The sequence below is a fragment of the Bilophila sp. 4_1_30 genome (assembly GCF_000224655.1).
GTDB lineage: Bacteria > Desulfobacterota > Desulfovibrionia > Desulfovibrionales > Desulfovibrionaceae > Bilophila > Bilophila wadsworthia.
The window spans coordinates 764611-778754 of the sequence record NZ_JH114233.1; the positions used below are offsets into that span (position 1 = coordinate 764611).

The 14144-nt window shown below is 52.9% G+C and carries 9 protein-coding genes and 1 pseudogene; 3 read left to right on the forward strand and 7 right to left on the reverse strand.

Features of this window, described 5'->3' with window-relative positions:
• The 4 genes and pseudogenes from HMPREF0178_RS15240 to HMPREF0178_RS15255 all read right to left on the reverse strand — a co-directional run.
• Nucleotides 1-411: GTP-binding protein (locus tag HMPREF0178_RS15240; protein WP_009380594.1), on the reverse strand; the 411-nt coding region annotated here is incomplete at its 3' end.
• 214 nt (nucleotides 412-625) lie between these two features.
• Nucleotides 626-1972 carry a uroporphyrinogen decarboxylase family protein gene (locus HMPREF0178_RS15245; protein ID WP_009380595.1) on the reverse strand — a complete coding sequence of 449 codons (1347 nt, stop codon included), beginning with the start codon at nucleotides 1970-1972 and terminating at the stop codon, nucleotides 626-628.
• 48 nt (nucleotides 1973-2020) lie between these two features.
• Nucleotides 2021-3598 carry a BCCT family transporter gene (locus HMPREF0178_RS15250; RefSeq protein ID WP_009380597.1) on the reverse strand — a complete coding sequence of 526 codons (1578 nt, stop codon included), beginning with the start codon at nucleotides 3596-3598 and terminating at the stop codon, nucleotides 2021-2023.
• A 14-nt stretch (nucleotides 3599-3612) separates the two neighbouring features.
• A pseudogene (locus HMPREF0178_RS15255) lies at nucleotides 3613-5036 on the reverse strand (trimethylamine methyltransferase family protein).
• Between the two features lie 175 nt (nucleotides 5037-5211).
• On the opposite strand from HMPREF0178_RS15255, the gene HMPREF0178_RS15260 reads away from it, so the two are divergent.
• The 3 genes from HMPREF0178_RS15260 (at nucleotide 5212) to HMPREF0178_RS15270 (ending at nucleotide 7486) form a co-directional block, all read left to right on the forward strand.
• Nucleotides 5212-5925, forward strand: coding sequence for a Crp/Fnr family transcriptional regulator (locus HMPREF0178_RS15260; RefSeq protein WP_009380600.1), 714 nt, complete (start codon nucleotides 5212-5214; stop codon nucleotides 5923-5925).
• On the forward strand, nucleotides 5906-6586 hold the full coding sequence (locus HMPREF0178_RS20600) for a Crp/Fnr family transcriptional regulator (RefSeq protein ID WP_232281291.1): 681 nt from the start codon (nucleotides 5906-5908) through the stop codon (nucleotides 6584-6586). Before HMPREF0178_RS15260 ends, HMPREF0178_RS20600 begins: the two co-directional genes overlap by 20 nt.
• Nucleotides 6587-6766: 180 nt before the next feature.
• Nucleotides 6767-7486 carry a TIGR02391 family protein gene (locus HMPREF0178_RS15270; RefSeq protein WP_009380602.1) on the forward strand — a complete coding sequence of 240 codons (720 nt, stop codon included), beginning with the start codon at nucleotides 6767-6769 and terminating at the stop codon, nucleotides 7484-7486.
• Nucleotides 7487-8164: 678 nt separating this feature from the next.
• Here HMPREF0178_RS15270 and HMPREF0178_RS15275 read toward each other — a convergent pair.
• Genes HMPREF0178_RS15275 through HMPREF0178_RS15285 form a run of 3 tightly spaced genes read right to left on the reverse strand, consistent with a single transcriptional unit; the run spans nucleotide 8165 to nucleotide 14107 of the window.
• A complete protein-coding gene (locus tag HMPREF0178_RS15275) occupies nucleotides 8165-9154 on the reverse strand; it encodes a TraU family protein (RefSeq protein WP_009380604.1) in 990 nt (329 codons plus the stop codon).
• An 8-nt stretch (nucleotides 9155-9162) separates the two neighbouring features.
• The gene (gene traN / locus HMPREF0178_RS15280; protein ID WP_039959126.1) at nucleotides 9163-10362 is read right to left on the reverse strand and encodes a conjugal transfer protein TraN; all 1200 of its coding nucleotides are present in this window, start codon (nucleotides 10360-10362) and stop codon (nucleotides 9163-9165) included.
• Nucleotides 10363-10375: 13 nt separating this feature from the next.
• The gene (locus tag HMPREF0178_RS15285) at nucleotides 10376-14107 is read right to left on the reverse strand and encodes a hypothetical protein (RefSeq protein ID WP_232281292.1); all 3732 of its coding nucleotides are present in this window, start codon (nucleotides 14105-14107) and stop codon (nucleotides 10376-10378) included.
• Nucleotides 14108-14144: the final 37 nt, after the last annotated feature.

Here is a 14144-nt window from a genome sequence, read left to right on the forward strand (position 1 = left end):
GCACGCGCGCCAGCTTGAGGCTCTTGACGGGATCGAACAGGCAGATGGTCGAGGTTGTTCAAAAAGGCCGTCGAGGCCGGAGAGCCGGAGCATCTTGTCCACGGCGGAGGGATCGGACATGCCGGAGGCCTCCACGATGATCAGATCCTCGTCGCGGGCGGCGAGGTTGGCCAGCGCCTTGATGAACGGCTCCCGCAGGCACGAGCAGAATACCGATCCGCCTCCGATCTCCACCACTACGCCGCCCTCTACGCCGGAGCGGCGCAGGGTTTCCCCATCCACGGGGATGTCGCCGAAATCGTTCAGCAGCACGGCTATCTTCCGATCCGAGTGCCGCAGCAGGAGCGACCGCAGCAGCGTCGTCTTGCCGCTTCCGAGAAAGCCGGAGAGGATGATCAGTTCCTTGCGCATTCCGTCAATCCTGCCTTGTGGGGAAGAGCCGAGGCCCGAGCCTCTTTGCCCCTTTTGGGGAAAACTCCGTATCCTGTCCATTTTTAGTCCGATAGGGACTCCCGCCGCGCCGCCTTTCATATCTTATGAACATCTTTGGAAGGAGGGGCGCGAACCGTGCGGCAGGTTTGGGGAGGAGCCCTTCTTTAGAAAGGGCCCCTCTCCGATTTCGGTGCTACCTCATCGCTTCCTCAATCTCCTCACGCAGCTTTTCGACAGTGGGGATGAGGGAAATGTGCTTAACAACGCCGTTGACGAGGAGGGAAGGGAGGTTCGTTAGTCCGACCTTGTTCACGAAGGCGATGTTCTCGGGGAACATGATGGAGCGTTCGACGACCTTGACCTTATCGCCGTAGATCTTGGCGGCATTGTTCGCTGTGGCGACCATGTAGCCGCAGGCGGCGCAGGTCTTGGAGTCGATAGTCACGGCCTCGACGAGGACGTGGTCGAGGTTGACGTAGTCCGGCATTTCGATTTCCGGCAGATTGTCCTTGGCGACGTAGTTTTCAAGCGCCTTGCGGACGGCCTCCGGGTTGTGCACGGCCTGCCCCACGCCGATGAGATTCGCGGCGGGCGCGTCGAAGGGGACGTCGCAGCCGGGCGCGAGGATAAAGCGGTGGGTGCCGATCTTGTCCATCAGCTCAATGGCGGCCTTCTGGTTGTCCTGCTGCGTGCCGAGTAGCATGGTAATGGTGAGCTGGAGATTGCCTGAGATGGTGATGTCGTGGACGTCCGTGATCTTTTTGGCTTCCATGATGTCGACGTTCTCGTCAATGGCGATGCAATCGGGCTTGGTGAGGCACATGGGTTCGATGTTCTTAGTGGCGTCGCCGCACACGAAGAAGGAGGAAGGCACGCCCTTTTCGCGCATGGAGGCGAAGAACTTCGTGTAGGGTTCGCTCAGGAAGGTCTCGAACATATCCGGGGATATCTGGGAGACGAGCGGGTCCACGGCGGCAATGACGTCGCACCCCGCCTCGATGTAGTAGTCCGCAACCTCACGGACGACTTCCTCACAATAGGTGACGAGGGCCTTCACGCCGTCCTCATCGTCGTACATATCCATAAAGATGTTGGTCCCGCGCAGGTGCGAGGCGAGGGTGAATGGGCCGCAGACGAGGCCGTACATGGCGATGTCGGGCTTGGCGGCCTTGAAGCGGCGCATGACGTCGAGGATGAGCGGGATACGTCCGTCGTTTTTTTGGATGCGCCGCGTGGGGATGACGAGCTCGCCTTCGAGCGGGTGGGAGCAGACGGTGGGCGGGGTGTTGTCGTACCATGCGAGATCGCAGCCGAGGATTTCAGCTTCGACTTGCAGGTCGAACATGGGAGTCATGCCGTCCGGGGAGTATTGAGACTCCGCCTCGATGCAGCATTCGTACAGCTTGCCCGCGTCGCGGAACATTTCCTGCGCGGTATACCCCTTGAGGTTGGCGATTTGGGAACCGGTGTAGGGAACCCAGGGGGTCCGCTCGACGGGGTTCCCCTTGAAAACTTCAAGAATCAAATTTTTTCCGTGCATTTCCTTATCCTTCTATACTGATTACGGCTCTATACGCACTGCAGAGAGTTATGACTTGAAAAGTTCCCTTCTCAGGTGTTCCATATATGAACGTTCTTGATTTTCCTTAAACCGTGCGTACTCACTTCTGAGTGTTCTGAAGAAGGAGACAACCATAAACCAAATGATGAACATAAACGGAGCCCCTGCAAGAATGCCCGCAAACTTGACCCCATCAAGCCCGTTCGTGTTCAGGAGCACAACCGAGACAGCTCCGATAATGAGCCCCCACAAAAGGACCATGCCCTTGCTGGGGTTCAATGAGCCATGCGACATCTGTATGGCGATAAAGAAAGAGGCCGCGTCTGCTGACGTGATCAGGAAACCGGCAACACTCAGGAAGATGACACAGTTGATGATCACGCCGCCGCCAAAGGCCGAGGCTACCGCGTAGGGTCCGTTTGCCGGGTTGCTCTGCACCAGTTCCCATATATTAACGAGATGGTTGGCATCGACATAGTGCGTCGCCGTCATGAGCACGCCGAACCATATGAAAGAGACGCAGACCGGGATGATCAGAACGCCGAGGATATACTGCTGGATCGACCTGCCGCGCGATATACGGGCGATGAAGCCACCAACGAACGGAGCCCATGAAGTGTTCCAAAGCCAATAGAAAATAGGCCAGTCCGTCGCCCATCCGCCTGTCAGCCCCTGAGAATCCGTAAAGGTTGCCATCGTGAAGAAATAATTGAAATATTGCCCAATCGTTTCCACCATCCCGTTCAGGAGAAGCACTGTCGGGCCAGCAAATAGGATAAATACGAACCAAATGACCGAAACCCAGACGTTTCCATCGCTGATGAGCTTTATCCCCTTATGCAGGCCAGAGTACGCCGCCATGGTATACGCAATGATGATGGAAAACATGATGACGGCGTTCCCGGCAAGCCCCACCTCAATACCGAAAATATTCTTTAATCCCACGGTAAACAACATCAGGCCGAGACAGTTCGCAGCCGCCGCGCCCCAAAGGGCTGTGATGGACGCGATAATCTCCACACAGCGCCCAATGATGCCTTTCGACGCCTTGTCCCCCAGCAGGCCATAGAACGCTCCTGATACGGTCATGGGGCGATCCAGGCGGAACGCGGGAAAAGCGATAACCAATCCCACGATCGCGTAAATGGCCCACTGATGGAATCCCCAATGAAGCATTGCCGCCCCTTTGGACACGAGATACGCCGCCTGTGATCCCGACTCGGCAAGATAAGGGGTCTTGTAGAAATGCCAAAGTGCCTCTCCAAACGGCCAAAAGCAGTACCCGGCTCCCAAGCCGCACCCGAAAAGCAGAGCCACCCAGCTGAATGTACTGAATTCCGGCTTGTCGTCATCCTTTCCCAGCTTGAGATTTCTGTATTTGCCGAAGGCCAAAAAAAACAGAATGGGAATGAATAGGAAAACGCTCAAAATGAAGAACCATCCGAAATGATGGGCGATACTGTTCTTGGCCCCTTTCATGATGTCCGCGAACTGATCGGGGGATACCGCTGCCCAGATGATTGCGAGAAGCGTAAGGAACAATGTTACGCCAACAAGGAATGTATCTATGCCGCTACGTTTTTCCGTGGAGACTGAATTGCTCATGATTTCCTCCCCTTCTATGCCTTGTAGGCCAGTACAAAGGCTTCAAGGCGCTCTCTGATGCGAGGTTCCAGATCGGGCTGGACATATTCGGCCAGAAGCTGTTTTCCGCGTTCGCGGATGGCCTCACGGATATCCGGCTTCCCGCTAGCCTCCCACGCATTCAAACCTCCCCGGTAAGAATAGGCGGGCTGCCATACGGCGCTGCGGCAATTCATGGCTGTGTGCAAGTGTGTGAGGTATTCCCCTCCGTGGCCCACTTCCTTGATGATATCAATGGCGAGAGCCTCTTCGCTGAAATCCACTTTTTCCCGCATTGCCTTGCCATAACTGCATATCCCGTCATCCATGACGAGCTTGGAGAACGAAGCGGCCAGATAGGAGGAAAGACATCCCGCGCTGTGCTGGATGAAGTCAGCGCCATATGCCATGGCATTGAGCATGGTGCTCATTGACTCGAATCCAGCCTGCGCATCAATGTCGCAGGATTCCGTAAGCGAGCCTCCTCCACGGCAGGGAAGCCCATAGTGGTGCCCGAGCTGAACCCCGGCCCTCAAAATCTTCGAGAATTCGGGCGCACCCAGCGAAACGACGATGCTGCGCATATCCATAATCCCAGAAGCACAACCGTAGACAACGGGCGTTCCCGGTGAAACCAGCTGCGCCAAAACGATTCCCGCAAGAATCTCCGCATTCTGCAAAACGAGCACACCAGCCATTGTGATCGGCCCGGTTGCCCCTCCCGTAACAAGGGAGGCAATGAGGAGCGGTTGCCTGTCCCGCGCGAAGGCCATCAAAGCCTCGCAACTCCCTTTTTCATAACGCAACGGAGTCAGGCTGTTTATCAACGAAATGCAGAAGGGATGTTCCCTCAGATAAGCTCTAGACGAATCAAAGAAGATCTCCCCCATGCGCATGCAATCCTCAACGCCTCTGGATCCGTGGGTGCTGCTGCCCATGAACGGCTTATCGGAACAGGTCATGGAAGCATGCAACATATGGACATGGGCCTTCCCCGCCGGGACATCTCCTGGATCGCAGAGGAGATAGCCGACCATATCCTGATTGGGTAGCTGGTGTGCCAGACGCACGAGCGTTTGGTAGTCCTCCAAGGTACCGCTTCTTATATTTCCTTCAAAGTCAACGACATATGGGGCACCATATATGGGGGAAAAATAGGGCGGCGCCCGCCGATTTCGACGCTTCTCTCAGGGTTTCGCGCATGGATGGTGAACGACGGAGGACACAGTTTCAGGGCGGAATCGATATCCTCCTCCGTAAAGAAAACGGTTTCCCCCTCCACCCGGAAACCGTGATGGCGGAAAAGTTCTATGCTCTCCTCAGATAAAAACTGGATACCCGTTGACTTCAAAAGCTCAACCGTTGCACTATGGATAGTAGCCAAGTCGCTATCAGACAGAACCCACATGGGTTGTAACATCTGCCCCTCCTTATGGAATGGCGTTTCCGTTGCAGAATGGAATCGTAGCGCGCGAAACGAAACAGTTTGTTACTTTTTGTACAAAGTAATCAAACCCTAGCATACGCTCATCAAAAAAAAACTAGCAACGGCTAAAAACAGTGAGTTCTTTAAGGCAAAAAGGTGTTCCCTCGTGATGTCAGGAAACAGCAGCTCAAAAACGGTTACACGATATTGGTTCAAGCCACACCTCGTAGATGAATGTGAGGAATGGTCCAAGGAGCAACCCCATGCCCGGATAGTGCCTCTGATGCGGGGGGAAAGCTTTCGTCCTAAGGGAAACGAACTGATCCTCGTCCTCGGCGGCTATGCCCATCTCTTCTGCCGCTCAAAGATCGGGGATGAAAAACTGACGTTCCTTGTTGGAAGAAACGCCTTGGCGAACGGAAGCGCGGCGTTAACGGGCGGCAACCATTTGCTCAGGCTGCTTGCGCCAATCCCATGCTCTCTGGCCGTATTTGATGTCCCCCTGCTTGAGGAGAGCTTCATACGCGATAATCCCGCACTGATAATCGAGCTCTCCAGATCCATTGCGAAGACGACCAATCTCTTCAATCTACGCGCATTCAACATGTGCTTCCATTCAAGCGTGTCGCGCCTGTGCAGCGTCATCAACAGAATAACTACACAAGAACAAAGCCCGCCAGATCGACAGGTCAGCAGCATCACCCAAAATGATATCGGGGCTCTTTCCGGGCTGCACCCGGTGACCGTATCCAACACGCTTGATGTATTAAGAAGTGCTGGAATTATAGGAGAAATATCCAAGTCGCACATCGACGTCATCGACCGAAACAAACTTCTGGAAATTGAGGCATATGGCTATGGATATGACAAAGGAAGAAAATGAGAGCTTATTGCTCCTCCTACGGTTGGCAAGCCAGAATGAGGAATGGAATGAAGCTGCCAGCCCAAAAGGTATCCTGAAACTGAGAAAGGGAGCAATCCTCAACGCAAAGAGGCAAATGTTTTACCTGATCAAATCTGGTATTGTGAAAACAGTGCATCCAACCCCGGAAGGAAGCGAATGGACGCTCCTTTATCAAGAAGCCGGATGCCTTCTCAACGAAATTGGAGTATTGGTTGGAGGACTTGAAAATTTCTATTATCGCTGTGAGACGGATGCGGAGCTTTATACCTTTGATGGGAGCCTGCTCTCTTGTGAATGCTTCATCAGGAACAATCCATCAAAGGTAAAGAATCTCATTATGACTCTCGCCCGGAAAGACGCAATAGCTTACGCATACACATCAGATCTTGCCTATGCTGATGCCAAAGGACGCGTCTGCCAAGCACTCATGTCTCTCATCTATGAACATGACTGGAAGATTTCTTTCTCTCCAGAAATTACCCAAACGGATATAGCAGCCATGATGGGGCTCCATCCCGTTACGGTCATGCGTGTAATAAAAGAGTTAAGACATAGTGGTATCATTGGAAAATTTACTAAAAAGAAGATTGAAATACTCGATAAAAATGCCCTTTCGCAACTTGCCTATGGAACCCTATGAAATCTATCTATGTATCTTTCTTTAACAGCACTTAAAGAAATGGGGAAAATTATTAGTATTAAAATTCAAATTACATATCACATACCTTGTTAAAGATAGCATCTTATTGGTAAATTCAGAAAAAAATAATTGAGTTCATGAACAATACATTTTAAATATATTACTCTGTGAGATGAAAAAGTGAAAGACAAAATACTTAATGAGCTTGAAGAAATATCAAAAATGCTAAACCGGGCAGCAATTGCGGGATGTAAAAATTTTGTAATCCCTTTTCATCAAAATTTTATACAAACCCTCAAAAACAAGATTATAAACTTTTCAATTCTTATTAAAGATACATTTCCATTTCAAAGTAAACTTATTTTTAATACAAAAGATGATCTTTTTTATGGGTATAACTATATCAATCTGTTTGCCCTTGGACTTATTGATAGCCAAATTAAATATATTCGTTGGGCTATAAACAACAATCAAACTGAAAGCGAATGGAATTACATCCATAATTCAATCAAAGCATCATCAAAAAAGAAATTTATTGATGGATATCATGCTGATGCGGCATTTTCTGCATGCAAAGAAGTACTAGACAGGATCAGATCCATATATATTAGTATGACACCGAACGGTGATGAGCTGGATGACGCAGCATTAGTATGTCATATGTTTTCACCCAAAAATCCAAAATTAATCATGTACAGTGAAAAAAACAGAACAAACGAAAACTTACAAAAAGGAACATGTGCTATTGCAGAAGGCTTTGTGTCTTCTGTAAGAAATATTTTGGGGCATAAAAAAATGGAAATGGACAAAGAAGAATCCTTTCAGATACTAGCCCTGGCAAGCTTACTCATGAATAGAATTGATTATTCTTTACATATCATAAAAAATAACAAAAATTAAATACCCTATTTAAGAAGAAGAACAGGCCAATCAACATATCTTTTATATCAATCCGATAATAATTTAAATACATCTATTTTATACATTAATTACTTAATAAAATTACCTTTTCATATAAACAAAGGGAACTATTAATATTTACATCTAAAACATACAGTAGAACGACTATCAAATCCTATCAATGTTCACATTTTTATTCGATAACTAATTATTTTTAAAAATTCTTCTCACGACAATAAGCAATGTTCTATATTTAACTATAAGGACATCATGTTCTATACGCCTAGGATGCCAAGGTATGTGGATAAAAGGTGGATTAAATCCAAATTCATGCCTTATGCGATGGTCACAGATAGTCCATCTTGGCCATTTTGGGAGAGAAACAGGATGAATGAGAATTTGTAAAAACGATATGCTTAGGCAGAGGGATTTATTTATATCGTCTGCCTGCCTATGCAATTCCTAAGGCGCTATGTAGCATTCGATTGATATACACCTATAACATATTGAAAATATAATATTTTGTCGTTCAACTCCATTACAAAGAAAACTTTCTTTAGTATCTATCTAAAATCTTATGGAATAGGATTTCAATCATTTACTGTGACAGAGCCTAAGTAAATCTCACTCATAGGCATCCTCTTCGGATTTAGAGATAACTCCAATATTTTTTTATTGTCAAAAACTACAGCAATCCCTCCATCGCCACAGCAGATAGGCAAAATTGTCGGCTTGCTTGGGGCTTGGCGGGTTCATGCCAGCCCCCCAGAGCAATTCCGAGCGCCCGATAGCCGGACAGAGCCGCGAGCGTACAGGCCGCACCGTCTGCAATTTATACTGTGATTTGAGCCAGATGGGTTGAGGATAGGGACCACAGAGCGCAGACATGCCCTTTGTGCCCCACAGCAAGAGGTTGTTGTGGCTCCTAGCGATGGATTTCGCGGCGACGTTCGCGGCCGCGCGCACCCCGGAAGCACCTTTTGCCGAACTGTATCCCGTCAGAGGATAGATGGGCCCCCATTCCCCAGCGCACCAGAACAACGCATCAACCGGATGGCCCGCCGTCGCCGCCACAGTGTCGGCCATGCAGGCGGCAAGCGCTACCGGATTGGCAAACAAAAGTGTCTGGGGATACAGCATGAGATTCAACTGACCATCCAGATGCTCAGGCCGAACCTCCGAGATATCGCTGATCCCGGTCGGAGATTTATCGAGACACCGGGCGTCCATGAGCAATTCCAACAAGAATAGCGGATTATAAAAATAACTGTGCGTATGCGCGCTGTACTCGGAGCGTTGTCCGTAGCCGTCGCCGCCGTTGACGGAACTGCCGTCCCCCCAGACCGAGCTTTTGCCCATATCAACGCCAAAGCCAGCAAAGCACCATGCGTCTTTCACTACATCAATCATGAACGCGGGCTCCCTGAAGCCCATGACGAGCCCTACCCGTTGGATAGCGCCGTCCTGGCAGGAGCACAGAGGCGTGGAGAGATAGCTTTCCGGGTCCGGGGAAGAGGGTGAGATGCGGACCCCGGCCAGCCGGATGGGAAATAGGCACTCCCAACAGGTGTCCGTCAAAGGGTTCACGAACGTCGATTTGCACACGGCATGGGCACTCTGCACGAGCCCGCCGAGCAGCAGCGCCAGACAAAACACCAACTTGTTCATACATGCTCCTATTGAGGTATGCCGCTCATATATTTTTCAAGGAGGTTGCTGATCTTGGAGCCGACCTGTTCCTGGTTGAGCATCTGCCGCGTCAGATCATCGGTATATTCCCCCAGGTCAATCTGTGTGAAATCGATGCGCATGAATTCGTCCATATAAAACCCCCGGCATTCAGGGTCGTCTCCGTCGCCCCATCCCAGACCAATCTGAGGGCGTCCTTGCTCGTGGATGATTCGAGCCAGTACAGTATCAAAGCAGCAAAAGACTCTCTTCTTCTGCCCACACATCCCGAATACCTTGAACGTGCATGTCGTGCCGACATCGTGGCATACGCCTTTGCTGCGCTTACAGCCGAGGATTTTTTCTCCGGCCAGGCATTTGGTCATCCCATCCACAATATTGTACATACTGTAAATGGTATACGCCCAACCGACCCAGGAAATCGCGTTCAGGTAGACCGCCGAGAGCTGACTAACCGCTGATTGCATCCCGGCTTCCGACCCCACATAGGCCGTGAAGCTCCCCGACGAGGACACAAACTCGACGCCCACACCGGCAATCGAATCGTTGACGAGGTGGATGGCCCCGTCTCCGAAGAGAGAACCCAGGCCGGATGTCACAAAAGAGAATGCTCCTTCGGTAACGGCCTGATTGATCACATATTGCGCCGCCCAATTCGCCAGTCGCTTTTTCGCAAAATATCCCCCCAGACTTGTGATCATGGCGATGGCCGCGTCCGACCAGCCAAGCTCTTTCGCCAGATTTTCAAAACCGCAGGCATTGGAAGCTTCATCCTCATCCTTGCAGCAATTGGAGCCCATCGTTTGGACGCCGGGCTTACGGCACTCCTCTTTCGTTCCCGGGAAAACGTATATTTGCCCGTCGCAACCGAGGGGCGTCGCCGTGTCGCCACTCGTTTTCAGCATGCACTGATCCGGGGAAGGACATTCGCAGTGACCCGGCCCCCAGATTTGCTCGCAACGCTCAAGCGTGTACATCCCGGCAGCGGGCCGCTTGTAATAGCAACCGTAGCCCCCTTGCTCCAGTTCGATGCAGGCGCAAAAATCCTGGCCGTACTTCTGGATGCAGGTGAGCTGATCCAGCAGGACAGGCCGCCCCAGGAGTGGATTCGTCTCGGCGGGAGTATACTCTGCCAACACGGGCACCGGATGGAACGCCAGGGCCAATATGATGACCAGGACGATCATCTTTCTCCCGCGCTTATTGCCAGTCGCCATCGTTCACCATCCCGCAGTTGCCAAGGTTCTGGTCGGGTTCAATGACCGCATCCGGATCGCAGCGACGCTCGAAACACGCCGGTCCTTGCACCGTCCAGTCCACCCCTCCAAACGGCGGCACAGCCCCACAGGTGTTGGCCGTCCCCGGGCGGATCTCTCCGGTCGGGCACTGGTAGTAGTAGACATAGGGCAACAACCCGCCCGCCTGAAGCGTGAAGTACCCGAGACGTAACGAGTCATCGTCCGTCCAGACGCCCGAAACGCGCTTGTCCCAATACATAGGCGTGTTCGGGACCGTTGTTTTGCCGCCGTCCGTCCGGGGCCGGTACACGGGCGGGTATTTCGGCAGACTGTGCGGCGTGCCCGAGCTGGCGTCCCTTGCCGCTTCTCCGCGTTCGGCGGACCACTGATAGATGAGCGCATCCATGGGCGCGTATGCAAATTTACCGCTTGTGGCAGGGTCCGTGAACGCAAGATATGGTTGCGTGTATCTGTCTACACACTGCTGGAGGATACGGTCCTCATACGGATACAGCCATGAATCAATATGCACCGCGTCAGGGCTGACCACATCCAGGATGGACAAATAGTCGTTGGAGTTATTGCGAATGGTGACTTTGAAGCGGAAATCGTCCGACTGCGCGTTACAGGCCACAGGTTCCGCGCAGGCCGCCGTGCAATCCGCCTGAGTCTGGAACGATGCTCCCGGCATTTTGGAACATACCCATCGGGGACACAGTGCCGGTTCGCTGACGATCGGCCCGTTGGCGCAGGCATATTTGCGTACCACGCCGCAGCCGGCGGAGCACGCGGCCTGGTCATCGCACACATAGCGCGGTTCTGTGGTGCATGTTTCGTGCTGGTACTGGACGGAGGTGCGCAGACTCCCCGTACACCGGCTGTCCGTGCGGGCCCCATTCATGGACAAGCGCAATTCCAGCGTACCGGACAAGCACGAGTCCGGGATTTTGAAGGTGTTGTTGAAAGGGCAAACATGAACCCCGCCGCCCAGATTCTCGTGATATGTACAATCTATGGCTGTGGCGTACCCCTGACGCCATCCGGGACAGGCTCCCGTCTGGTATTCGATGGCGGCGTTGCCTCGAAGACAAGTGGCGTCAAAATTCGTCCGTACCGACAAATTACCGGCACCTGCGGGCAGTCCTTGCGAATACAACGGGATCTGTCGCGTGATGTACGCGATAATGTTACTCAGATTAGCGGTATACGGTCCTGCAATACCTGATTCAGCGCAGTTGGTTATTGTGCCGTCCACAACGCAGTTGGAGGGCATGGTCGCCGTCTGTGCGAGGCAGCCGTATTGCGCCGTCTGTGTGCATGAGAGCGACCGATAATAGATTTGGTCAACCCATAGATGACGCCCGCTGTAACCCCGACCACCTTCTGAATGAACATACACTTGCAAAGCTGACCCGTTGAGGCATTGCGCGGGCACCGCGCCTTCGCGTGTGGTTGATGCCGTGTTGCCGTCCGGAAGCGTGAACGACCATGCCGTCCCTGGCACATAGGCCCCGCCTGGGCATCCATCCGAGTACACCAACAATTGAACAGTCCCCAGATGATCATGCTCCTGATACCAGACATGCAGGTCTATGCCGCGATCCGTGGCGGACAGGGGCACAGCGCCGACATAATATGTAGCCGTCCCACTCCCTTGCGGCTTCACGTCAAAGGCCCCCCTGTAAGAGATCCAGCCGCCTTGGGCACAGTCCTCACGGTTACGAATCCAAACGCATTCCTGCGCCGCTGTCGTGATCTCCCCGGGCGCCGGGGATTGAGTACAGGTGCCGCTTGTACTGCCGCCCCAGGAACCGATCCGTGAAAAATAAAGATAAGCGTCACCGAAGGGGTCTCTGTCGGTTGGCCGCAACCCGAGCTTGTCCTCCCGGTTGATATTGGCGACCGAAGTTTCCACCGTCCATGTGCAGGTCGTTGCGCCTGTTTGTGTCGTCAAAGCGCCGCCGCTTCCGGGAATGGAACTCGTTTTAGCGCCGCACGGACATTCGGGCCCGGGATCGGGGATAAAGCGCGGGTCGGATTTCAACACATCGATGATGCGAGGGCCCGCCTCCTGCACGGGGATGTCGAACCAGGCCGAGAGAGGGACGAGTGGGCCGAGATGGTTGTCAAAATGATCGTCTTCCGGGTATCCCGGCACAAACGCCTTGCACTCATAAGCGTCCGTGGTCTCCACGCGATGCGTCTGCGGACTGACTTCCAAACCGCGCCAGAGCTTGGGCTGACAGTCCAGGATGCCCGAAGGCTCGATCTGCACCTCTCCGGAAGGAGACATGGAAAAATCGCCGCAAACAACCCGCTTTGTCTCCACCCCCTGGTTTTCCGGCGTGCAGCCCCCCACGTTTTCACCAGAGGAACAAATCATATTGGTCGAAGCCATGTTGATGGCCTGGAGAGTGCCTACGACCTGGCCGAATGACTCTTTGTCGAAGCACTGGCAGCCAGCGACCATGCTTTCCCCCTCTTCCAGGGGACAGGTCCATGTTTTGTCGCGCTCCTCACACTCCTTGATGTATTCCACCACCGTATCCTTGTTCAGCGTGGTGGAGAGCTGGCCGTCCGCCTCCATATGGTAATTGCCGTCCGCCGCGAGCTTGCCCTGACCGGGAACGTATACGTCAGTCGTTTTGGCCGACTTGCGCACGCGACATCCCGGAAGACAGGATTCCGCCGCAGGCATAAATTCGAGGTTCGGGTCAAAAACGCGAGTGGTTTTCTCTTCTCCCTGCCACGTCAGATCGCCCTGGTGTTTCCAGATATTGTTGTCGAAATCGTAGTCGATGGTGTTGCCAACATGGACAGCACGTTCCTTGATTTTGGAAAAATCCGGCTCGTCGGCCTTGCAGCGGTAAACGCGCTCGCGCCGCCACCACGGCTCGCAAACCTGGATGCTCCGCAAACCACCACTGAATGTCTTGCAGGATTGGGCCGGTTCAAGGCCGGTGCCCGCGCCGTCCCGAACTGTGTATACGCCGTCCGCCAGCTCGGTCTGGAGCTGGCATTCTCCGTCAACTCGGCGTTTTTCCAGGGCCGCGCAGGAATTTTCGGGCTCACGCACTTCTTCGCAGCCCTGGTAGAGGGCCTGATTATACGGAGCATTCCGAATCGTTTTCCCGGGAAGCGACATGGAGGGCGACTTGCAGACAAAGACATCATCCCGGCGCATGCCGGAACAGGTCATCTCCCAGAGCTGATCCGCCGCGTCGTTATCCGCCCCATAACAGTCGAAGTAATTTCCAATCCCGGACGTGGCGTGGTAGTCGCTTATGCCGGTGATGGATGTGAACGTGCCGCCATTAACCAGCAGTTGGTTGCAGATGTCGGAAAGGCCCGCGGGCACGATCCGGTCTATGCACTCGCTCAGGTTGCCGGTTTCACCGAATACCGACCCGCAGTAACCGCCACGCGCCCAGAAACACTGCTGACTGCCGCCGTCCGCGTCCACGCCGATCCCGAAATCAAGTTTTGAACTCCGTTCAGCTTCTTTGGTCTCCACACCGACTTTGGCCTGCATCACGCATTTTTGATACGTGCTTCCATCATCCCCAAAATGTTGCGCGATGCTGTTGTAGGGATGGGCGGGGTCCGCCTGCGTGTTTTTGATTACATCATCGGTGGGAAAGTCGAACTTGCCGTACAGATCGGTCAGATCCGCAAGCTTGGCGTCGCCGTCCACCTCCGAACAGTTGCTCATTTTGGTGCCCAGATAGGAG

Excerpts from the sequence above, each read along its gene's own strand:
- HMPREF0178_RS15245 (WP_009380595.1), bottom strand. The coding sequence starts at position 1,972 with ATGCACGGAAAAAATTTGATTCTTGAAGTTTTCAAGGGGAACCCCGTC.
- HMPREF0178_RS15250 (WP_009380597.1), bottom strand. The coding sequence starts at position 3,598 with ATGAGCAATTCAGTCTCCACGGAAAAACGTAGCGGCATAGATACATTC.
- HMPREF0178_RS15260 (WP_009380600.1), top strand. The coding sequence starts at position 5,212 with ATGTCAGGAAACAGCAGCTCAAAAACGGTTACACGATATTGGTTCAAG.
- HMPREF0178_RS20600 (WP_232281291.1), top strand. The coding sequence starts at position 5,906 with ATGACAAAGGAAGAAAATGAGAGCTTATTGCTCCTCCTACGGTTGGCA.
- HMPREF0178_RS15275 (WP_009380604.1), bottom strand. The coding sequence starts at position 9,154 with ATGAACAAGTTGGTGTTTTGTCTGGCGCTGCTGCTCGGCGGGCTCGTG.
- traN (WP_039959126.1), bottom strand. The coding sequence starts at position 10,362 with ATGATCGTCCTGGTCATCATATTGGCCCTGGCGTTCCATCCGGTGCCC.